This window comes from Bartonella sp. W8167, assembly GCF_016100335.1.
Lineage (GTDB): Bacteria > Pseudomonadota > Alphaproteobacteria > Rhizobiales > Rhizobiaceae > Bartonella > Bartonella apis.
On the sequence record NZ_JACFSQ010000002.1, the window covers coordinates 426,701 to 447,652 of the forward strand.

A 20,952-nucleotide genomic window follows, 5' to 3' on the forward strand; every position below is an offset into this window, starting at 1 on the left:
TGAAGGAATATGATGAAACACGCCGCCATTCCGGATGAATTGAAAAGTCTCGACGAAAGATCCCGCGATATATTCAGGCGTATTGTCGAAACCTATCTGAACGAGGGGGATCCCGTCGGGTCGGCCAATCTGTCCCGACAATTGCCACAAAGCCTCTCGCCGGCAACCATCCGCACGATTATGAGCGATCTCGAGCATTTAGGGCTTATCTACTCGCCCCATATTTCTGCTGGTCGTATGCCGACGCAATCTGGTTTGAGGTTTTTTGTAGATGCTTTTATCGAAGTGGGAGACCTTCCGGAAGATGAACGCAAAGCTATAGAAACACAGGTTGAAGAAGCAGGCCATAGCCAATCGGTTGAACAATTCTTGACCGGTGCAAGCCAAATTCTATCCGGTTTGTCACGCGGTGCCGGACTGGTTTTGTCGACAAAAAATGAAGGAACACTCAAACATATCGAATTTGTGCGTCTTGATTCATCGCGCGCCATGGCAGTTCTGGTAACCCAAAATGGTGATGTGGAAAATCGTATTGTCAATTTACCCGAAGGGGTAACATTGTCACAATTGAGCGAAGCCACCAATTTTCTGAACGCCCATATTCAGGGGCGCACCTTAAGCGAAGCCAAAGCCGAAATCTCGAGGCAGAGAGAAGAGACCAAGGCAGCGCTTGATGAATTGTCGCAACATCTCGTCGATCAAGGGCTTGCCGTTTGGGGCGGCGAAGATCAGGGCCGTAAAACCCAGCTTATTGTACGTGGGCGCGGCAACCTTCTTGAAGATGTGAAAGCCGCAGAAGATATTGAACGTTTGCGCCATCTTTTTGACGATCTTGAAACACGTGAAAGCATGATGCAGCTTCTTGACCTTGCCGAGGAAGGCTCAGGTGTGCGTATTTTTATCGGTTCTGAAAACAAACTGTTTTCGTTATCAGGCTCGTCCCTGATCGTCGCACCATATTGCGATTCAAACCAGCATGTTCTTGGTGCTCTCGGCGTTATCGGCCCGACCCGTTTGAACTATGCCCGTATTGTTCCGATGGTTGACTATACTGCCCAACTGGTCTCGCGACTTCTCAAATAGACGTAAATAAAACGCCGGTAAATGTCGTAAAACCTTACCCTCTATTGCACTTATCGGCTAGAGATGGGATACTTTTCGGATAGGCCCTGTTATTGTCCGCTCTTTCCGCAAGCCACATCTGTTTTATGGGCTGCATTTGTGTTTTACGGAAAGTACAAAGGAGAGCATCCCATGAAAGCCGTTTTCATCCATGCCGTTGTACTACTCAATGCGTTTTTATTTTTCACTCTATCCGGATTTGCCGAACCTGTGCATTTTGTTCTAGCGCTCGCCCGCAGTACAACAACGCCGGCGGAAGAGACATTTACCTATGCCATACCCAAACAACTCGGCTATTTTCAGGAAGAAAATATCAATCCGACATTGCTCTTTACCGATGGCTCCACAGCAGCTCTTCAGGCAGTTGCATCCGGTTCGGCCGATATTGCCTATGCATCGTCTGCCAATATTGCAGCCGCCGTTGATAAAGGTGTGCCACTCAAAGCATTTGCCGGAATAACGGTCAGATGGCCTTATTTTATCGGTGTCCCGAAAGGCTCCACTATCAAATCCATTGCCGATCTTAAAGGAAAACGGGTGGGCGTAATTAGCCTCGCTTCGGCTTCTTATGCAGATTTACGGGCGAATTTGAAAATTGCCGGCTTGAAAGAAAGTGACGTTACGATTGTACCCGTTGGTGCAGGTGCGCGCGCGGCAGCCGCGCTCAATGCGAAGGATATCGACGCAGTCGACAGCTATTCGGATAGTTTTACCGTTATGCGGCAGAACGGTGTTGAATTCGATCTTCTGCAACGACCGGAAGAAATGAACCGCCTTTTCAGCGTTACTATGGTCACAAGCCAAAAAATATTCGATGACAAGCCGCATGAACTTTCGGCTTTTGCACGCGCTGCCTATAAAGGCATGATCTACACCAAACTTTATCCCGATAGCGCCTTGAAACTTGCTTTTAAAGAATTCCCAGAACTCGGAGGTTCTGATAATCCGACCGGACAAGATGCCAAAAATACGGCCGAAGCTATGGCCATAGCACTTGCCGATTCGACACCGGCTGACAAACCGGATCCGGCAAGCTGGGGAAAATGGCTTGATATTCCTGATGAACGCTGGCAAGCAGTTTTGTCTTTTGCGCATCAAACAGGTTCAACTGAACGCCTGCTTCATGTAAAGGATGTCTGGAGCAATTCCTTGATGCCGGAAATTTATAATTTCGATATCAAGACAATTGTTAAAAAGGACTAACCCGTTTAAAGCGAAGGCTGTCGTTCTGAAGGATTGAGAAAACGTCTATGCCGTCTATCAAAAAGCCCCTTATCACCATCAAGGGATTGCACAAAAGCTATATAAGCAAAAAAGACGGCACGATTGATGCATTGAAAAATGTCAATCTGGAAATTGCCGAAGGCGCTTTTATTGCACTTGTTGGGCCATCCGGCTGCGGCAAAACAACGTTACTTAAAATCCTTGCCGGTCTTGTGGACAATTTTGTCGGTGATGTGATGCTTAACGGCGTTGCCGTTACCCGTCCTTCGCCGGAAGTGGGATTTGTTTTTCAGGACCCTACACTGCTTCCGTGGCGTACAATCCTGCAAAACATCCTCTTGCCAGTCGAATTGATGCATCTTGACAAAAGAGAGTACCATGACCGCGCTTTGATGCTCATGGAAACGGTTGGGCTTAAAGGATTTGAAAACAAATTGCCCAACGAGCTTTCAGGCGGAATGCGACAACGTGCGGGAATTTGCCGTGCACTTATTCGTGACCCGAAAGTTCTGCTTATGGATGAGCCATTCGGGGCGCTTGATGCAATGACCCGCGAAGTTTTAAATGGCGAATTGCAAAATATCTGGCTTGAAAGCAAAAAAACTGTCCTTTTTGTCACCCATTCCATTCCCGAAGCGGTATTTCTTGCCGACAAAGTGGTGGTGATGAGCCCGCGCCCCGGCCATATTGAAGAAATTGTCGATGTCAAATTGCCCCGCCCGCGTGAACTTCAGGAATTGACTGATAAAAAGGTCGGAAAAATTTTAGGTCAAATAAGACAGCATTTTGAAAATTTTAGTATGAATTGTTGAACTGCTGTTGCATATCCATCAAATCCTGTGATTGAGAAATCGGCAAAACCGCAGAAAGGCTGGCAATGTTTAAAAATGAAAAAACACTTCAAGCATTGCTTGTTGTTGTTGTTTTTATTCTGGTTGTCGGCTTCTGGGAAACTTCGGTCCGGCTATGGCAGGTTCCTGCCTATCTTTTGCCACCGCCCAGTCTCATCTTCTACCAGCTTGTCCGGCTGATAAAGTCGACTCTTTTCTGGGATAATCTCGGTGTTACCATGGCTGAAGTTTTGCTCGGCTATATTTGCGGCATAGTGCTTGCGGCAATTCTTGGCGTTGCTATTTCTCAAGTTCGCGTTTTCCAGCTTGCGTTTTTGCCCTATATTATCGCTTTCCAGACGATACCGACCGTTGCCCTTGCACCGATTTTTCTGCAATGGTTCGGCTACGGCATTACATCAAAAATTGTTATGGCCGCACTTATTTCGTTTTTCCCGATGCTTATCAACGTGATTGCCGGTTTACAATCGGCAGGACGGGAAGAAATCCAGATGCTCAAGGCATTCGGTGCCAACGAAATACAGATTTTGCTGAAAGTAAAATTGCCGGCTTCCCTGCCATTTGTTTTTGCAGGTCTCGGCCTTGGCATTATCTTTGCCCTGATTGGCGCAATTGTTGCCGAATTTGTCGGTGCCCAAAAGGGCTTGGGCAAAATGCTTATGCAATTCAACGAGCAGTTCAACATTGCCGGTCAATTTGCCATTCTTGTCATTCTGGCACTTATTGGCGTTATCCTGCATTTGATAGTCGGTTTTGCAAAACACAGAATCATTTTCTGGGGTGGACAAAGATAATCCGGAAATTCCACATTAGCCCTGCAACATATCACTTCAAAAAAACGTTATAATTGCCGCGCGAGAAAGAGAATTATTTGTTCCTTTTCCTGACATTTTAAGGAAAAATTGCCTTAAAATTTGAAAATGACACCCCGAAACACAATTTAAGTGAAGAGAACTTTCTTTTATGCGCAAGTTGAGTTAGATACTCTTAGAAACGCTCTAAAGAGCGTCGAGTTTGATTATTGGAATTGACGGAATAGGCTTAGAGTTATGCGGATAAGGCTTGGAACACGGAAAAGTGCGTTAGCGCGCGTGCAAGCGGAAAGTGTGGCTAAGCTTTTGCGGGAGCTTGACCCTACATTAACAGTCGAAACGGTATTGCTTGGCTGTGTGGGAGACAAAGATAAGCACACAAGTTTTCAGGATATAGGCAATGTAGGGGTTTTCACAAAGAGTGGCGAAGAAGCTCTGTTGAACCGTGAAGTCGATGTCGTTGTCCATTCATTGAAAGATTTGCCGACCGTTCAGCCGGAAGGTCTTGTTCTTGCCTCTGTGCCAAAACGCGAGGATCCGCGTGATGTTCTTTGCGGTTTGAAATTTGACGATATTCGCGGCAATCATCACAAAATCGGCACCGGTTCCATTCGTCGTGCCGCCCAGCTCAGGTCGTTTTTCCCGGATATCGAAATTGTGCCGGTTCGTGGCAATGTACCCCCAAGATTACGCCGCGCTGTCGATAAAAACGGTATTGATGCAACAATTCTTGCTGCTGCTGGATTGAAGCGGCTTGGCCTTTTTGAAGACAGCATGGAATGCCTCAATCCGCAAATATTCCCTTATGCCGTTGCCCAAGGAGCTCTTGGTATAGAATGTCGTCAAGGCGACAGGGATATTTTGCGGCTTCTCAAAGCAATCGAATGCAAGAAATCGCGTGCAGAAACCGATGCCGAACGGTCATTGATGAAATATCTTGATGCCGGATGTAACTTGCCTGTCGGCGTTTGCTCAACGTGGAAAAATACCATGCTTTACATGAAAGCTACGGTAACCGGTGTTGACGGTTTGAAACAGGTTGTCGATTACGCAACGACGTGTACTTACGGCGTGGAAGAAATGGGCAAGGTTCTGGCGGAACGGTTGCTTGATAAGGGTGCCGGCGAGCTGCTTCGTGCCTGCACAGCAAATAGCGACAAAAAAAAGGTTGAAAGCCTTCTCAAAGCCTGAATCTCTAAAAAATTCCACCCTATTGCCAATTAACGGTTAAAAGCAGGGTGCTTAAGGGCATTTGGGTCTTCCTTTTGCTGTTTGCCTCTTGATTTTTCTCGCTAAAATTTCGATATCGAATTTAACAACTATTATCGAGAAGTAGGAATCCTATGTCTGAGGAAAAAAAGCAATCTGCTGAAAGTGATATCAATAACCGCGACATAAAGAATCCGGCTGATAGAGATGCATTGAAGCGCGCAGCCGATGATTTTCTGAAACAACGGAAAGACGAAGCAAAAGCGGAAGTCGAAGATGATCAGGTTGCCGATGAAGGTGCTGATCCGGTTGCAGCTATGCAAGCCGAAAATGACGAGCTGAAAGATCAGGTTTTACGCCTTGCTGCCGAAATGGAAAATTTACGCCGCCGCACGGCTCGTGATGTTGCCGATGCGAGAGCTTATTCCGTCGCCAATTTTGCACGCGATATGCTTCAGGTTTCTGATAATCTTAACCGCGCCTTGCAGGCGATCCCCGACGGTGCACGCGAGAAAGATGCCGGATTGAATGCTTTGGCAGAGGGCGTCGAAATGACAGAACGTGCCATGATGACTGCTCTGGAGCGCAATGGCGTCAAAAAAATAGAGCCGGAAGGGCAAAAATTCGACCCGAATTTTCATCAGGCTATGTTTGAAATTCCGAATACCGATGTTCCAAGCAATACGGTTCAACAGGTTGTTCAGGCGGGTTACGTCATTGGTGACCGTGTATTACGTCCGGCAATGGTTGGTGTTTCCAAAGGTGGCCCCAAAGAAACAGCTGCTAAAAACGATTCGAACGACACTCACGATGAAAAGAAAGCCGATTAAAAGAAGGTTTTCATTCCAACCACAAATCGGATTGTCTTCTATCTTATTCGTAATGTTCTATTCTTTACAGGCGGGGATTTTCTCCGCCTTTTCATTTTGATATTTTTGCAAAGAACTCTTGATCAGAAACCGGATGACATGTTCCTGTCGTTTCCTATTATTGGGCTCAAAAAATCTGGCCAGCAGAGCAATACCTGATCAAACGGTAATTATTTTGATGAATAACAATCACTCAGCAAGTAGACGACATTGGTAACGAAAAACCAACGTGATTGATATCGATAGCAAGTGATAATGGTCGTCTTAAAATCCCGATATTGATTGGCGCACTGTAAATCCGGCAGAAAGCATTCTCTTTCCGGATCTTTTCGGGCTCTTATCCACATTTTGAGCACTGCCAGAATGCGTTCTTAATTTCGAAACAAGCTTCAAGGTTCGAAAATATAAAACCTCACAGCAACGACATTGAGCACGTTCAGGCTATAAACGCCCGTCTTCTTCAAAGCTTTTGCTTTGCTCAAAAAAGCTTGGCCACGGTTTTAGTTTGCAACAACGAAACAGGAATAAGCTTGAGCGGTTATTTTGCCACAGGCTGCGTTTGCTTCGCTTTCACTTCTGAACGAACCAAACCGGACGCGATAAACTTGTTTACCGTCCACATTTGCCGGCTCGACATGACCGAGTGATGCCACTTTCGAATCAGTCAAAGCTTTTTTTATTGTCTTCAAAAAGCCTTCAGCTGAACTTTTATCGGGCAATGCAGCCACCTGCACAATGTAATTTGCCTGAATTTCGTTTTTTAAAATTTCGGTCACAGTCTTTTTGCCATCATCGGCATAAGCCATTGTTGTCGGAGCAGTTTCCATCTTGACCGTTTTTTTAACCGGAATGGAGATTGTCGAACGCGTTTCAACTGCTGTTTTCGCTGTCTCCGCGGTGCGGTTGCCACGCTGGGAAACCGAGGCTGTTACAATCTCTGCATTTTTCGTGTCGGATTGCGCAATTTTCGGCTGCGGTTGCCCGCGCCAAGCCGATTGGGCGACATTCCATTGTGCAAAAATACGCTTTTTCGTCGTGCGACTTGCGCTATTCATATAGGCATTGGCAAGCAAAACAACGACATCATCACGCTGACGACCGGATGTGCCACCAAGCACGACAATAACCAGTTTTTTCCCGTCCTTGGCAATGCTCGTGGTAATCGTAAAACCCGCAAGCCCTGTAAATCCGGTCTTCAACCCGTCTGCGCCGTCGATTCTATCAAGTACTCTGTTATGGCCCTTATAGACCTGACCACGGTAAGTGAATTCGCGTTGACTGAAAAGGTGATAATATTGCGGAAAATGATCGCGCATGGCAATTGACATCAAGGCAATATCGCGAGCTGTCGAAACATGGCCTTGCGCAGGCAAGCCATTCGGGTTTCTGAAAGTGGTATTGCGCATACCGAGGCTTCTTGCCTTGAGTGTCATAACCCGTGCAAAATTCTCTTCGCTGCCACCAAGATACTCGGCCACAACAACAGCTGCATCATTGGCTGAAAGAACGATCATCGCATTGACTGCATCGCGTACAGAAAGTCTGGAACCGGCAGGCATACCAAGTTTCATACGCGGCCGGCTTGCGGCATGTTTGGATACCGGCATTTCCGTGTTCCAACTCAATCTGCCACTCTGGATTGCATCAAAAACGAGATAAAGAGTCATCACTTTGGTGATAGATGCAGGGGGACGAATCTCGTCGGCTCTGTTTGCAAACAGCACGTTACCGGTGTTGGCATCGACCACAATTGCCGGAAGTTCCACTGAATTCGATTTGGCCTGAACTGGTGCAAGAGCAAAAAACAGGATGCTTGCAACCGCAATAAACACCGCGATCGAAAACCGTAAAATTCTAAAAAGATGCATCAGTCTACCCTGCCTGAACCTAAGCAATATGAAACAACAAGCGCAAAGAACCTAGCTCTTTATATCATGCGGCATAAGAACGTTTACGTTAAGACCCGGTTCTGTAACAACGTTAATTTTTAGTAAATAACGCCTGTGAGTCGTATTTCATAAATTTTGTTATACCGGATTCAAGATGATAATCAACCTATTGATTTTGACACTCATAGGAGATTCCATATAAACAGCATTCATTACTCTATATTTTATATTAATTTTGAATATATAATTCTTCTATATATATTTTAATTTATGGTTTTTAACCATTAAAAATTTACATATTATTTTTAAATTACTTCATCACTCCTATGCGTCATTGTAACAAAACTTGAAGACACGGAGGATAAAAGCTGTCCTTTTTATCAAATACAATGCTGCCACAGCTTTATAATTTTTCGTTTTTTTGCTAATCCTGTCAGCCGATAGTTCAAGGCTTAAAAGAAAAACCTACTCATGGGTAAATGACCTGCCGAACTTCATTTGTTGATATATTTTTTTAGAGTTTTGCATTTCCAAAAATACTTCCCCCAAAATAATCGGGTTAGCAGAAATATGAAAAACGATGCCTCAATCCTGTAAATGCAAAAAACTGCAAGCTTGCTGCAAAATGACGACACCGTTCTTCCAAATCAGCATCAACAGCGGTCGCGGGTAAAACAAACTCCCGATCATCTTTCGGATTGACCGGCTACGGGATAGAAAACAAAATTCCCGAATATAAAAGCCTCTCAATTCACAGTTGAACAGGTTTATTAACGGCTGGAATAAACGTTCCCTTTTCGAGGAAAAATACGATGGTGTCCGCGGTGGGATTCGAACCCACGACCCCAGGATTCATACCACTTCGACTTTCATCGCCGGTCAAAAAATTTTCGACCGTTTGTGGTCTGGACTGTCCCTTCACCATCGGCAAAAACCATAAGGTGCTGCCCGTCCAGTCTCTACACCTTCCCTTTGTGAGGGCTTGGCTCGGGATTGGCAATGGCCTGAGCCATAAAGCGTTCCCCGACTTTGAGCAGATCCGCTTCAAAAGTTTCCTTGAGAGGCGCCCAATTTTATTTCAGGAATCCTGTGCTCTATCCTGCTGAGCTACGCAGACTTCATCGTAGTTGAAGCATTAAACAATATAGCCGCCACGATCAATCATTTTTCGCCAAGTTTCTGTTTAAGAAACGTCAACACTTTTTCCGGCGGCACATTTTTTGCAATGAATGACTGGCCCAATCCGCGTGTGAGAATAAAAGTCAGGCTGCCATGCTCGACTTTCTTGTCTTGTGAGATAATTTTCATCAATGTTTCGGCATCGGGTACGCCACCTGGCACATCCTGCAAAGCCACAGGAAGACCAACACTATTCAAATGGGTTTCAACACGCGTTGCAACATCGGCCGGACAAAGTCCCAGAAAGTTTGAAAACTGGTGTGCGAGAACCATGCCGATCGACACGCCCTCCCCATGCACAAGCCGGTTCGAATCATAATTTGTGACTGTTTCGAGTGCATGGCCGAAAGTGTGCCCCAAATTCAATAGAGCACGCTCACCTGTCTCACGTTCATCATGAGCAACCACATCGGCTTTGGAACGACAGGAACGGGCTATTGCCTCAACCCGTTCATGCCCGCCAAGGAAAATTTGCTTCCAGTTTTTTTCTAACCACTCAAAAAAGTCGGGCTGATTGATCAATCCGTATTTGGCTACCTCGGCATAGCCGGCACTGAATTCACGTTCGGGAAGCGTATCGAGAATTTCTGTGTCGGCAATCACCAGTTTCGGTTGATAAAACACTCCAATCAGATTTTTCCCCTGTCGGGTATCAATGCCGGTCTTTCCCCCGACCGACGAATCAACCTGTGCAAGGAGCGACGTAGGAATCTGGATAAGATTCATGCCTCGACGAACTATTCCGGCCGCAAATCCCGCGAGATCGCCAACCACACCACCGCCAAATGCAATGACAAAATCGCCACGTTCCATTCTGTTATCAAGAATGTCACTTGTCACAGCTTCCAAAGTTTCAAAACACTTCGATTTTTCGCCAGCCTTGACAACAATTGGAACCACATCAATGCCGTTATCGCGCAAACTTTGTGTCAGCATACCGAGGTGCAATGCCGCAACATTTTCATCAGTTACGACAACGACACGTTTTCCCGGAAAACGTCGTGCAATTTCTTTGCCTGCCGAAACAACCAGACCGGAGCCTATCAGAATATCATAACTGCGTTTGCCCAGTGTGACTTCGACTGTCTGATTTTGCATTTTTAAGCTGTCCTTTATTGTTGTTTTCCGGGTTTTGAAAGATAGCCGTCGACAGAACGCACAACAGAGCGTGCCACCACGTCGCGACGCGTTTTCCGGCTGCTTACCCGAATATCTGCCAAAGCATAGACCGGATAACGCTCGGCCATAAGTTTTTCCATAAAGGCACGTGGATCAGGCCTTTGCAATAACGGCCGATTCTGGCGATGGGAAACCCGCTCCATCAATACATCAAGCTCGGCGTGAAGCCAGATAGAAATGCCCTTTTCGGCAATTGCTTTACGCGTTTCCTCGTTCATATAGGCGCCACCGCCCGTGGCAAGCACCATCGGGCCGTCTTTCAACAAGCGCAAAATAACCCGTCGCTCAAGGTCACGAAAAGCCGGTTCACCATAAGATTCGAATAATTCCGGTATCGTCATACGAGCCGCCTGCTCGATCTCGTAATCTGCATCATGAAAGGGAAGTTCCAACATTGTGGCAACGCGTTTGCCGATTGTCGATTTGCCTGCCCCCATAAGACCGACAAGAACAAGTGAACGCCCGTCCAGATGCGAGATCAGACGATGCGCAGTTTTTGCCATGGGGCCATTTTTTGAAAATCTGCTTTTCATGGTTTCGTTTCGACATTTATCGCAGAATAAGTCAATCCCTGTTAATCTTTATAAGGCATGATAGTGTTTAAAACTTTTTCAATTTTGGATAATTTTCTGCTGCTATGCCGACTCTTACCCGTTTATTGCTTGCCTTGATCGTTTTGGTTGTGCTGGTTTACAGTGCAATGGTCACACTCGTCTATCTCGTTAAACCGGTTACAACCGATATAACGATTGAAATCCAGCCGGAAAATCTGCATCTGCGTGACCGGTCTGCTACTTTGGAAAATGCGACCCCGCAACAACCGGCAAATGGTGAATCAAGCGAAACAAAAACACCTGCCGATCATTCACCCGCCATGAATGACCGGAAAGTTGATCAGCTGAACACATCAATGCCAGTAAAAAATAACCCTGATTTAAAAGAATCCGATAAATCCGGAGATGAGCGGTCAGCCGTTAGACAAGAAGACAACAAAACAAAAAGTTCTGCCACTTACTCGCCTTCAAAAACCTCGCCTTCGAAAACAAAGAAGGATGACAAATGAATCTTGCGGCAACAATTGACAATTTCCTTGAAATGATGAGTGCCGAACGTGGCGCTTCAAAAAATACTCTTGAAGCCTATCGACGTGATCTCTTTTGGGCGAATGAACAACTCGCCGCTTTCAAAACAAACCTGCTTGAAACAGGCAGAGATCAACTTGTTAAAATTTTGGCATCCATGCAAAATGACGGCTTTGCAGCAACTTCACAAGCAAGGCGTTTGTCGACTATACGCCAGTTTTTCCAATTCCTTTATGCAGAAGGTCTCCGTGATGACGACCCTTCGGGTAATATCGACACCCCGAAAAAACGGGCGAATTTGCCAAAGATTATCAGCGAGAAACAGGTCGATAAACTGCTTGATCTTGCTGAAACATATGCCAAACGTGCAGATGTATCACCGGCCGAACATAAAAGAGCGATTCGTCTTCACACCATTGTTGAACTGCTTTATGCCACAGGTTTACGCATTAGCGAGCTTGTAAGTTTGTCTGCCCGTGTTGTTCGTGGCGGACCGGAATTTTTACTGGTGCGTGGCAAAGGCGCAAAAGAAAGAATAGTTCCGCTTTCCGAAAAAGCCGGACAAGCAGTCAAGGAATGGTTGGAACTGCGTGACAAAACGTCCGACAGTAACAGCCCTTATCTTTTCCCTGCCCATGCCGGCCAGGGCTATATCGCCCGCCAGCTTGTTGCGCGCGAATTGAAAGCTCTTGCTGTTGAAGCCGGAATCAGCGCCCATAACATTTCGCCGCACGTTATAAGACACGCTTTTGCCAGCCACTTGTTGCAACATGGTGCAGATTTACGCGTTGTACAACAATTGCTCGGCCATTCCGATATATCAACAACACAAATCTATACCCATGTTCTTGAAGAAAAGCTGCAAAGTCTCGTAAATGAGCATCATCCGCTTGCCGAGCGGTCTCATGCAGAGTAAAGAAAAAAGTTATGTGCTTTGTAAGAAACCGTAAAAGCTTGCAATAAACTTGAAAATGGTACGATAAAAAGCCGAAGAGTACGACAAAAGTTGGAGCCTATGTACAATTACCTTGATTTCGAAAAGCCGGTTGCCGATCTGGAAGGGCAAATCTTCGAACTGAAAAAAATTGCCCAGGAAAAGGGCAGTGTTGACATGGGCGACGAAATCCCGCGTCTGGAAGAGCGCGCACAAACAGCCTTGCGCGATCTTTATAAAAAACTGACACCTTGGCAAAAAGCCCAGGTTGCACGCCATCCTGACAGGCCACATTTTCTTGATTATTCAGCCGAACTTTTTACCGACGTGACACCGCTAGCCGGTGACCGCAAATATGGCGAAGATGAAGCAATCCAGGCAGGCTTTGCCCGTTTTAACGGTCAGGCAATTGCCTACCTCGGTCAGGAAAAGGGTTACGACACCCAATCGCGCTTGCGCTATAATTTCGGTTCGGCCCGTCCCGAGGGATACCGCAAGGCCGTACGTATTATGGAATTGGCCGACCGTTTTTCGCTTCCCCTTATCACGCTTGTCGATACTGCCGGTGCCTATCCCGGGGTAAGTGCTGAAGAACGTGGGCAAGCCGAAGCCATTGCCCAGTCAACGGCAGAAACCTTGCGACTGAAAGTACCGGTTGTCTCGGTCATTATCGGCGAAGGTGGTTCGGGTGGCGCTATAGCCATTGCTGCTGCCAATAAGGTTTATATGCTTGAACACGCCATTTATTCGGTTATTTCTCCCGAAGGAGCCGCCTCGATTTTGTGGCGCGATGCTACCCGCGCAAAAGATGCCGCAACGGCTATGCATATTACTGCACAGGATCTTTATAAGCTGAAGATTATTGACGGTATTATTCCCGAACCGCTCGGTGGCGCCCATCGCAATAAAAAAGAAGCGATTGATGCAACCGGCCAAGTGATCGAAGCGGCCTTAAAAGGTATGGCCGGAAAAGATGGTGATACCTTGAAAAGAGAACGCTGGGATAAATATCTCGAAATCGGGCGTTCACTTTCGCAAAAATAGCGATCAGAAATTTGTAAACTTTGCTCTATTAATGGCGATAGAAAAACAAACATTGCGATCATTGCAATGATGTTCACGTAAAAATCTATGTTTCACGTGAAAACATGGATTTTTATATTTTCATTTTCCAATATTCGAAACCCTGTTTTCATAAGCTCGGAAAAGCCGACCGATAATTTTGAAATTTTGGCGATGAATATTCACTGCTATCTATCTTCATCGTCTGTCCGCGTTTAAAAGCCTCAAACTCCGAACCGCTTGCGATTTTTACGGGTCATGTCCGATAGATAAATAAAAATCTGATGGTACCTCTTCAAACGGGAAAAAGTCATAGCCCTACTCAACTCTCCACAATCTTTAGATAACCACGCCAAATTTATAAGCCCAAGAATATTTCTCGACACCCGCCAATTCATTAGGACAACAAACAGAATGGCAAAACGGAAATCATATTTGTTGTTTTTAAAGAAAGATGTAACTTTTGCCAAAAGGTGCGTTTTCGGCCCATGGAATTAACGAGGCGAGAGACGAAAGAAAGTCACAGCCTTTCGCTATTCCTATTCAGATTCGAGATTGGACTTTGGTGATTTTCCTTAATAAATCACGCAATTTTCTCGCCGACCCATTTTTATTGAATTGTTTTTTTATCGAGTGATAAGTGCGGGTTGAGATCTTGTAATAGACCCTAGGGTTATCAATTTGGTTCCGCGTGAAATAAAGGGTAAAATGCGTTCCATTGTACGTCTGGAAACGGCAATACAGCCTTCAGTCGGCGAAAAATCCGGATGTGCAAGATGAAAAAAAATGGCACTGCCGCAGTTTTGAATCCTGCGACGGATATTCCAATCCGGTATCAATACGATGTCGTAAAGGTCATCACGGCGACGTAGCCTTTCAGCACTATTTTTGTAAGGTAGTCTCACCGGACGATTATAATTTGTGTCCCATGACCGATCACACCAACCATCAGATGGTTTAACATGGTGGAGCTTCAGCAAATGATGTGGTAAGTTAGGAAAGCTATTTTTTTTAAACCCTCCGAGAATCGGCATGACAGCAATGGGTGTTGAACCGTCTCCTTCCCTTTTTCGGGTGGTCAAACCGTTTCTACCCAACGCGCAGGGGAAACGATATTGACCAATTGCCAATATCCCTTGCGTTGTGACACCGCATTTCTTGCGCACAAAAATAAACGGAACAATTTTTGGTGTTTTTAACGGATTTCTGATTAAAGGCACTTGCATGATGTTCAGTTTTTCGTGATTGTGACTGCAATTATTACATAACGCTTGATAGCGTTTTTTATAAGGACAGAAAATGACCGATCGCACCCTTTTGATTGTAGATGATGACGAGGATCTGCGCTCTATTCTGGTAGAGCAACTACAAATGCACGAAGAATTCAACGTGCTTCAGGAAAGTACGGCTGCAAAAGGTCTTGAAACCGCAAGAAACGGGAATGTTGACCTTATTATTATGGATATTGGTCTGCCTGATCTTGACGGGCGCGAAGCTGTAAAGAAATTGCGTCAGGAAGGGTTTCGCGCACCTATTATTATGCTCACAGGCCATGATACCGATTCGGATACGATTCTCGGTCTTGAAGCCGGCGCCAACGACTACGTAACGAAGCCGTTCCGATTTGCTGTTCTTCTTGCCCGTATTCGAGCCCAATTGCGTCAACACGAGCAAAGTGAAGATGCAACCTTCCAGGTAGGGCCTTACACCTTCAAACCCGGGCAGAAATTGCTGATTGATGATAAAGGAAGCAAAATCCGCCTGACCGAAAAGGAAGCAGCTATTATAAAATTCCTATACCGTGCAGGTGATAGTGTTGTCAGCCGTGATACGCTTCTGGAAGAAGTGTGGGGCTATAATTCGGGTGTAACAACGCACACGCTTGAAACCCATGTTTATCGCCTCCGCCAAAAAATCGAAAAAGATCCTGCCAATGCGCAGATATTGATAACTGATAGTGGCGGATATAGATTGAATCCTTGAGTTTTAAGCGAATCCGGATCGACCTGATTTGCAAAAACAGATGCGGATGAAACCTTAAAAAATGAACTGTCCTTCCGGATAGGGACAGTTCGATAAAACAGGGAGTTTTCGTTGGCTATAACCGACGACATTGCTTTACTGAAGAAGTTCGATTTTTTCAGTAAGATGACGACAGAACAGCTGCGTTTGTTGATTTTTGGTGCCGAGCGCAAGGAATTTGCGGCGGGCGAAATAATCTTCAAAGAAGGAGATCCCGCTGAAAGCGCTTATGTAGTGCTATCGGGAACAGTCAATCTCTACCGGCAAAATCATCCCGACCAGCCGATTGATATCGTCAATAAAAATGCACTTCTCAACGAGCTTGCTTTAATTACCGAAGTCAGTCGTCCATTTACAGCCATTGTGCAAACCCATTCGACAGCATTGAAAATTGATCGGTCTGTCTTTTTGCGTTTGATAAACGAGTTTCCTGAAATAACACGGAATATTTATGACTATGTAAGCGAACGTATTCGTGAACTTGCAAGCAATATCAATCATTTGCAAGATGTCCAGCAGGATTGAAGCGGTTTTTTCAACACCCCTTGGCGCCTCGAAATCGATAAAACTACGAATCCGCTGAAAGCGTTTCTCAAAGAGATTGATTGTGCTGTGAAGTTTTAACACGTCTTCCTTGGCACATTCCTCGGCATGGTCGAAATACCGATTGGTAAACAAACCTCATAACCAAAATTTTTAATAAAATACCGGCCGTTTACAGGGAAAATAGCAAAGCGCGACCTTCAAAACTTGGCTGTTACCAAGCCAGAACTTGCGCCATTAAAGTTTCGATACCCGATTGGCACCGTTTTCCTTGAACAATTGACGTTTCAATGCTGGTTGTTCCTGACTATATCCGCAGGTTGAAACGATTTACGATTGGTGATTTGTGGAGATAATGCCGGTATAAACACACGACGGGATTGGCGACGATGTATCAGCAACCCTTGGAACAGGCGTTTTTGTGCTTCGCAAATAATAATGCCGCCAAAATAAGGGAAAAAGTTGCGCGCCAAAGGTTCATAGATTGCAGAAAAACCGCGTGCCAGTGCACCACCGGATGGTGAAAAATAGAGTGCCTCACCGATATTGACCACGCTGAAATTGGTTTCATGCAATAATTGTAATAATTGTTGGCGACTATAAGGTTGGCCACTGCCAAAAGGCGTGTGGTCGTTGCGCGCCCAAAGACCGCGGCGATTGGGTATGACTATGAGAATCCGGCCATTTGGTGCCAGAACACGCCACATCTCACTCAACATTTCACGCGCGTTTTCAGCAAATTCCAGAGAATGGATAAGAATAATCCTGTCGATTGCCGAATCCGGTAATGGCAAATCCTCTTCAAATACCAATGCTGTGGCAACTTCGTCTGCCGAAGGCCATACGCAGGCCCCCTGATGGGCCGGCATGAAAGCAAAGCATCGTTCAGCGCGGCCGCGTAAATATTCCAGATAGGGGGTTACATAGCCAAGCCCCAATACACGTTCGCCCGCAACATCGATAGTCTTGAAGTTGAGCTTGTTTGTAATGGTTGAAAAAACTTTTTCACCAAGTGGTGTTTGATAGAAGGATCTGAATGTCAGTATATCCAAATAAGGTCCTTACTCCGCTTATCGTATGGTCGACCTATTGTAACGCGACAGGTGCTGCGACAGATGACTGTTGCTGAACAGGCTGGTTTTGAACTTGAGGCTGCGACGGCTGTGCCTGCTGCACATTTCTGTCCCAGCAACCAAGATTTTTCCCACGCAGATTATGCGCATCAATGTCAACGAGAGCACGCTGGTCGTCTTTCATCATATAGTAACGCGTTCTGGTTTTCACATTGATTTTTTGCCAACCGGCACATTCTGTCGGTAACTCGACTTTTTGTGTGGTAATTTTTTCCGTCCATGCTGTCGCCTGGGTTGCACATCCCGTAAGCATCAGGAAACATGGCAGAAATAATGTTTTGGCTGATATAAAACGATTCAAACTGCCCATGAATTTTCATCCGATCATTCGATGTTCACGTCATTCTCCGGAAAATGACAATAACAAACTCTGCCCCGATAACAAAAACAAATCGTTAATTTAAGGTTAAAATCTGACAAAAGCATGAAAACATCAAAACCCCGTGAAACGCTTTTCAGCAACTCACAAACGTGACTACTCTTAAGAAACGAGTTTTCGCAAACGTACCGTCTACGTTTCGATATAACAGACAACCATTGAAAGGACGTCTCATGAAACATCGCGCTTTAGGAAATACAGGTTTCAACATCGTGCCACTCGTCTTTGGCGGCAACGTCTTCGGTTGGACACTCAATGAGAAACAGTCTTTTACCATGCTTGATGCAATTGCCGAAAGCGGACTCAATGCCATTGATACAGCCGACGCCTATTCGACATGGGTTGAAGGAAATAAGGGGGGTGAGTCCGAAACCATTATCGGCAACTGGTTGAAACAAAATCCGTCAAAGCGGGATAAATTCTATATTTTTACCAAAGTTGGTTCGGATATGGGGGAAGCAGGGCACAAAGGTCTTTCTGCCCGCTGGATTGAACAGGCGGTTGAAGATTCTCTTCGCCGTTTACACGTCGATTTTATAGATCTTTATCAATCGCACTGGTTTGACCCCGAAACCCCTTTTGAAGAAACACTGGAAGCCTATAGCAAATTGTTGAAAGCGGGAAAAATCCGCGCCATCGGTTGTTCCAATATAACGGCAGAACAGCTCGAACAAGCAATGACAGCGGCAAAGAATAACAATCTTCCAAGCTATCAGACTTTGCAACCCGAATATAACCTTTATGACCGGCAATCCTTTGAAGGACCACTTGCCGATACAGCGCAGAAATACGGTATGGGCGTTATAACCTATTACAGTCTGGCATCCGGTTTTCTTTCAGGAAAATATCGCTCGAAAGAAGACCTTGCGGGGCATAAGCGTGGTTCGCGTGTAGAAAAATATCTGACCCCTCGCGGAATGCGGATTTTGGAAGCCCTTGATACAATTAGTGAAAAGCATAACGTAACACAGGCTGAAATTGCCCTTGCATGGCTTATAGCTAAACCGGCTGTTACTGCCCCTATTGCCAGTGCGACAAAGATTGACCAACTTTATAGCCTCGTCAAAGCGACCATGATTAATCTGAGCAAGAACGATATCGATACGCTCGATCAGGCAAGCAGTTATTAGAATTATCACTTCAACAGCTGGAGAGAAGAGGAATGTTCATTAAAAAATGGACAGCGCCCTTCTTTCCGGTTTTATAAATTATTCCATAATCATTATTATTATTAGAATATTATTTTAATCCATACGGATGAATGACATATTTTAGCTATATCATTCTATGATTTGGCTCTATCCTGATAATAAGCAAGCGGGAGCGCGAAAAAACCGTTCTGCTTGAAAAATTTCACGACAATTATTCAGGGAGACCGGTCATGGCGGATAAACATTCAGGGAAAAAAGGACGTGGCATCGTTTATAATTCTGTATTGGAGACGATCGGAAACACGCCACTTGTCCGCATCGACCATTTTGCCAAAAATAAAGGTGTAAAAGCCAACCTTTTGGCAAAACTTGAATTCTTCAATCCATTGGCAAGTGTCAAAGATCGCATCGGACTTGCTATGATCGAGGCACTTGAAAAACAGGGAAAAGCCCATCCCGGTAAAACTGTTCTAATCGAACCGACATCCGGCAATACCGGTATTGCACTTGCTTTTGTTGCAGCTGCTAAAGGTTACAAGCTGATTTTGACAATGCCGGAAACCATGTCAATCGAGCGACGCAAATTGTTGAAGTTTCTTGGTGCCGAACTGGTATTGACGGAAGGCGCTAAGGGAATGAAAGGTGCTATTGCCAAAGCCGAAGAGTTAGCCGCCGAAAATCCGGACGCTATTATTCCCCAACAGTTTGAAAATCCGGCGAATCCGGAAATCCACCGCCAGACAACAGCTGAAGAAATCTGGAATGATACTGATGGTAATGTCGACTTTCTGGTTGCCGGTTTTGGTACAGGCGGCACTATTACCGGAATTGGTGAAGTGATAAAAAGACGTAAACCCGATTTTAAAATCGTTGCGGTAGAGCCGAAAGATTCGCCGGTTTTATCGGGTGGACAACCTGGTCCACACAAAATTCAAGGTATCGGAGCGGGTTTCATACCAAAGATACTCAATACAAAAATCATCGACGAGATTGTAACTGTTTCAAATGACGATGCATTCAAGAATTCGCGGGATCTAGCCCATCTGGAAGGAATTCCGGTTGGCATTTCTGCCGGCGCTGCATTGACAGCCGCTGTCGAGGTTGGCAAGCGTCCGGAAAACAAAGGGAAAAACATCGTCATTATCATTCCGGATTTTGCTGAAAGATATTTGTCTACCCAGCTCTTTGAAGGCCTTGATTGATTTCGCCCCGATCAAGCCTCAAGTGCAGCATTCAACCTTACGCTTATCGGTAATAATCATTCGAATAACAAAGGAAACGGGCAGGACGTTACAACAGAATGAAAAGCTGGGATTAATAGTCTGCTCTTTTCCCGCGTCAAAGGCGACGTGCACCACCGGTTCGGTAAATGAGCCGACAAAATAATGAACAATGACTATCCAAATCGCAGTTAGCCTGAACAAGTCGAACTTTTTCCGAAATCGTTACCGAAACCGGTTATTACTGGAGAAGCGACGTATTAAATGCGTCAAACAATATTCTTCTCCAGCTATAACCACGTTCGGGTAATTTATTGCTTATCATTGACCTTAAGCCAATCCTGCATTTGGCTTATTTCTTTCTGTTGGGCCGCAATAATCGTTTCAGCAAGCTTGCGTGCCTCCGGATCTTTTCCGTATTTCAATTCAACTTCTGCCATATCGACGGCACCCTGATGATGGGCAAGCATCATTTTAATAAAATCGACGTCTGCATTGCCGCTCATTTTGATAGACATGTTTTTCATCATGGATTCATTGACTTTATCCAAAGCTGATGAAGATGCTGATAAAGCTTGCGAGGCAGTCGAGGCTGCGGTTTTTGCCATATCTGTCACGCGACTGTTTTCACTTTGAGCTGCTGCATAGCAAATTGAAGCACAAGAAATACATAAGGCCACTACCAATTTCTTCATATTAAAAATCCTCTTGGTTATTTAAATTCTGTCTTTAAACATAGTTTAGTTTAACAGATGGGCAAGCTGGATTGCCGATGAAAATATAAAACAACGTTCTGAACGACCTTCATCACAAAAAGCAGATAAAGACTGGAAATGTAATGGAACCATTGAATTTTGCGGAATAAACATTTTAATCATGAAGAAACAAGGATTTTTAAAATTCAGTGAATTGATCGGTCTTATAACGTCTTGAACAAAATTCCGACGTTTATGAATAAGGCTGAATTTTTATTGGATTCGATGCCCGAAAATGTTTTTCGAGTTTTAAAAATAAAATATTTCCGCTTAATTTGTTGGCTAACATTTTCGCCAACTTTCCGGTTTTTGCGATATATAGTTTCCCGGTTTAAAA

20 protein-coding genes are annotated in these 20,952 nt (G+C 45.1%); 13 read left to right on the forward strand and 7 right to left on the reverse strand.

From position 1 onward, the window contains the following. The first annotated feature begins 12 nt into the window (after positions 1–12). The 6 genes from hrcA (at position 13) to grpE (ending at position 6,048) form a co-directional block, all read left to right on the forward strand. On the forward strand, positions 13–1,083 hold the full coding sequence (hrcA, locus tag H3V12_RS08510; protein ID WP_078040279.1) for a heat-inducible transcriptional repressor HrcA: 1,071 nt from the start codon (positions 13–15) through the stop codon (positions 1,081–1,083). Between the two features lie 171 nt (positions 1,084–1,254). Further along, a complete protein-coding gene (locus H3V12_RS08515) occupies positions 1,255–2,325 on the forward strand; it encodes an ABC transporter substrate-binding protein (RefSeq protein WP_198214324.1) in 1,071 nt (356 codons plus the stop codon). Positions 2,326–2,372: 47 nt separating this feature from the next. Then, entirely contained in the window at positions 2,373–3,158 is a 786-nt protein-coding gene (locus tag H3V12_RS08520) for an ABC transporter ATP-binding protein (protein ID WP_210326718.1), read from the forward strand. A gap of 65 nt (positions 3,159–3,223) precedes the next feature. Beyond that, the gene (locus tag H3V12_RS08525; protein WP_198214325.1) at positions 3,224–3,991 is read left to right on the forward strand and encodes an ABC transporter permease; all 768 of its coding nucleotides are present in this window, start codon (positions 3,224–3,226) and stop codon (positions 3,989–3,991) included. A gap of 255 nt (positions 3,992–4,246) precedes the next feature. Next, positions 4,247–5,200 (forward strand): hydroxymethylbilane synthase, encoded by a 954-nt coding sequence (gene hemC / locus H3V12_RS08530; protein ID WP_198214326.1) that lies wholly within the window; start codon positions 4,247–4,249, stop codon positions 5,198–5,200. A 152-nt stretch (positions 5,201–5,352) separates the two neighbouring features. Next, entirely contained in the window at positions 5,353–6,048 is a 696-nt protein-coding gene (gene grpE / locus H3V12_RS08535) for a nucleotide exchange factor GrpE (protein ID WP_198214327.1), read from the forward strand. 539 nt (positions 6,049–6,587) lie between these two features. Here grpE and H3V12_RS08540 read toward each other — a convergent pair. From H3V12_RS08540 to H3V12_RS08550, 3 genes are all read right to left on the reverse strand, one after another. Continuing rightward, on the reverse strand, positions 6,588–7,955 hold the full coding sequence (locus H3V12_RS08540; RefSeq protein WP_198214328.1) for a serine hydrolase: 1,368 nt from the start codon (positions 7,953–7,955) through the stop codon (positions 6,588–6,590). Between the two features lie 1,182 nt (positions 7,956–9,137). Further along, positions 9,138–10,253 carry a 3-dehydroquinate synthase gene (gene aroB, locus H3V12_RS08545; protein WP_198214329.1) on the reverse strand — a complete coding sequence of 372 codons (1,116 nt, stop codon included), beginning with the start codon at positions 10,251–10,253 and terminating at the stop codon, positions 9,138–9,140. A gap of 14 nt (positions 10,254–10,267) precedes the next feature. Beyond that, positions 10,268–10,837: a shikimate kinase gene (locus H3V12_RS08550; RefSeq protein ID WP_225868510.1), complete on the reverse strand. Its 570-nt coding sequence runs from the start codon at positions 10,835–10,837 to the stop codon at positions 10,268–10,270. A 134-nt stretch (positions 10,838–10,971) separates the two neighbouring features. Here H3V12_RS08550 and H3V12_RS08555 point away from each other — a divergent pair, with 134 nt between their 5' ends. The 3 genes from H3V12_RS08555 to H3V12_RS08565 all read left to right on the forward strand — a co-directional run bounded on the left by H3V12_RS08555 (position 10,972) and on the right by H3V12_RS08565 (position 13,394). Then, on the forward strand, positions 10,972–11,397 hold the full coding sequence (locus H3V12_RS08555) for a hypothetical protein (RefSeq protein ID WP_198214330.1): 426 nt from the start codon (positions 10,972–10,974) through the stop codon (positions 11,395–11,397). Next, positions 11,394–12,332, forward strand: coding sequence for a site-specific tyrosine recombinase XerD (locus tag H3V12_RS08560; protein ID WP_198214331.1), 939 nt, complete (start codon positions 11,394–11,396; stop codon positions 12,330–12,332). The genes H3V12_RS08555 and H3V12_RS08560 overlap by 4 nt, the downstream gene beginning before the upstream one ends. A 99-nt stretch (positions 12,333–12,431) precedes the next feature. Further along, positions 12,432–13,394, forward strand: a complete 963-nt coding sequence (locus tag H3V12_RS08565; protein ID WP_198214332.1) for an acetyl-CoA carboxylase carboxyltransferase subunit alpha — start codon at positions 12,432–12,434, stop codon at positions 13,392–13,394. A gap of 644 nt (positions 13,395–14,038) precedes the next feature. Here H3V12_RS08565 and H3V12_RS08570 read toward each other — a convergent pair. Continuing rightward, complete coding sequence (locus H3V12_RS08570) at positions 14,039–14,638, reverse strand: L,D-transpeptidase family protein (RefSeq protein ID WP_198214333.1); 600 nt, start codon at positions 14,636–14,638, stop codon at positions 14,039–14,041. A gap of 73 nt (positions 14,639–14,711) precedes the next feature. Here H3V12_RS08570 and H3V12_RS08575 point away from each other — a divergent pair, with 73 nt between their 5' ends. Together H3V12_RS08575 and H3V12_RS08580 are read left to right on the forward strand one after the other, a co-directional pair. After that, the gene (locus H3V12_RS08575) at positions 14,712–15,395 is read left to right on the forward strand and encodes a response regulator transcription factor (RefSeq protein WP_075869521.1); all 684 of its coding nucleotides are present in this window, start codon (positions 14,712–14,714) and stop codon (positions 15,393–15,395) included. A 111-nt stretch (positions 15,396–15,506) separates the two neighbouring features. After that, positions 15,507–15,959, forward strand: a complete 453-nt coding sequence (locus H3V12_RS08580; protein WP_198214334.1) for a cyclic nucleotide-binding domain-containing protein — start codon at positions 15,507–15,509, stop codon at positions 15,957–15,959. 305 nt (positions 15,960–16,264) lie between these two features. On the opposite strand, the gene H3V12_RS08585 is transcribed toward H3V12_RS08580, so the two are convergent. Together H3V12_RS08585 and H3V12_RS08590 are read right to left on the reverse strand one after the other, a co-directional pair. Further along, positions 16,265–17,029 carry a methyltransferase domain-containing protein gene (locus H3V12_RS08585; protein ID WP_198214335.1) on the reverse strand — a complete coding sequence of 255 codons (765 nt, stop codon included), beginning with the start codon at positions 17,027–17,029 and terminating at the stop codon, positions 16,265–16,267. A gap of 34 nt (positions 17,030–17,063) precedes the next feature. Then, positions 17,064–17,420 (reverse strand): hypothetical protein, encoded by a 357-nt coding sequence (locus tag H3V12_RS08590; RefSeq protein ID WP_246713075.1) that lies wholly within the window; start codon positions 17,418–17,420, stop codon positions 17,064–17,066. Between the two features lie 242 nt (positions 17,421–17,662). On the opposite strand from H3V12_RS08590, the gene H3V12_RS08595 reads away from it, so the two are divergent. Continuing rightward, positions 17,663–18,619 carry an aldo/keto reductase gene (locus tag H3V12_RS08595; RefSeq protein ID WP_198214336.1) on the forward strand — a complete coding sequence of 319 codons (957 nt, stop codon included), beginning with the start codon at positions 17,663–17,665 and terminating at the stop codon, positions 18,617–18,619. Positions 18,620–18,870: 251 nt separating this feature from the next. Beyond that, positions 18,871–19,842: a cysteine synthase A gene (gene cysK / locus H3V12_RS08600; protein WP_198214337.1), complete on the forward strand. Its 972-nt coding sequence runs from the start codon at positions 18,871–18,873 to the stop codon at positions 19,840–19,842. Between the two features lie 329 nt (positions 19,843–20,171). On the opposite strand, the gene H3V12_RS08605 is transcribed toward cysK, so the two are convergent. Then, the gene (locus H3V12_RS08605) at positions 20,172–20,555 is read right to left on the reverse strand and encodes a DUF305 domain-containing protein (protein WP_198214338.1); all 384 of its coding nucleotides are present in this window, start codon (positions 20,553–20,555) and stop codon (positions 20,172–20,174) included. Positions 20,556–20,952: the final 397 nt, after the last annotated feature.

Coding starts and splice junctions, on each gene's coding strand:
- H3V12_RS08565 (WP_198214332.1), top strand. CDS start 12,432: ATGTACAATTACCTTGATTTCGAAAAGCCGGTTGCCGATCTGGAAGGG.
- H3V12_RS08575 (WP_075869521.1), top strand. CDS start 14,712: ATGACCGATCGCACCCTTTTGATTGTAGATGATGACGAGGATCTGCGC.
- hrcA (WP_078040279.1), top strand. CDS start 13: ATGAAACACGCCGCCATTCCGGATGAATTGAAAAGTCTCGACGAAAGA.
- aroB (WP_198214329.1), bottom strand. CDS start 10,253: ATGCAAAATCAGACAGTCGAAGTCACACTGGGCAAACGCAGTTATGAT.
- cysK (WP_198214337.1), top strand. CDS start 18,871: ATGGCGGATAAACATTCAGGGAAAAAAGGACGTGGCATCGTTTATAAT.
- H3V12_RS08605 (WP_198214338.1), bottom strand. CDS start 20,555: ATGAAGAAATTGGTAGTGGCCTTATGTATTTCTTGTGCTTCAATTTGC.
- H3V12_RS08540 (WP_198214328.1), bottom strand. CDS start 7,955: ATGCATCTTTTTAGAATTTTACGGTTTTCGATCGCGGTGTTTATTGCG.
- H3V12_RS08550 (WP_225868510.1), bottom strand. CDS start 10,837: ATGGCAAAAACTGCGCATCGTCTGATCTCGCATCTGGACGGGCGTTCA.
- H3V12_RS08595 (WP_198214336.1), top strand. CDS start 17,663: ATGAAACATCGCGCTTTAGGAAATACAGGTTTCAACATCGTGCCACTC.
- hemC (WP_198214326.1), top strand. CDS start 4,247: ATGCGGATAAGGCTTGGAACACGGAAAAGTGCGTTAGCGCGCGTGCAA.
- H3V12_RS08560 (WP_198214331.1), top strand. CDS start 11,394: ATGAATCTTGCGGCAACAATTGACAATTTCCTTGAAATGATGAGTGCC.
- H3V12_RS08570 (WP_198214333.1), bottom strand. CDS start 14,638: ATGCAAGTGCCTTTAATCAGAAATCCGTTAAAAACACCAAAAATTGTT.
- H3V12_RS08520 (WP_210326718.1), top strand. CDS start 2,373: ATGCCGTCTATCAAAAAGCCCCTTATCACCATCAAGGGATTGCACAAA.
- H3V12_RS08555 (WP_198214330.1), top strand. CDS start 10,972: ATGCCGACTCTTACCCGTTTATTGCTTGCCTTGATCGTTTTGGTTGTG.
- grpE (WP_198214327.1), top strand. CDS start 5,353: ATGTCTGAGGAAAAAAAGCAATCTGCTGAAAGTGATATCAATAACCGC.
- H3V12_RS08515 (WP_198214324.1), top strand. CDS start 1,255: ATGAAAGCCGTTTTCATCCATGCCGTTGTACTACTCAATGCGTTTTTA.
- H3V12_RS08525 (WP_198214325.1), top strand. CDS start 3,224: ATGTTTAAAAATGAAAAAACACTTCAAGCATTGCTTGTTGTTGTTGTT.
- H3V12_RS08590 (WP_246713075.1), bottom strand. CDS start 17,420: ATGGGCAGTTTGAATCGTTTTATATCAGCCAAAACATTATTTCTGCCA.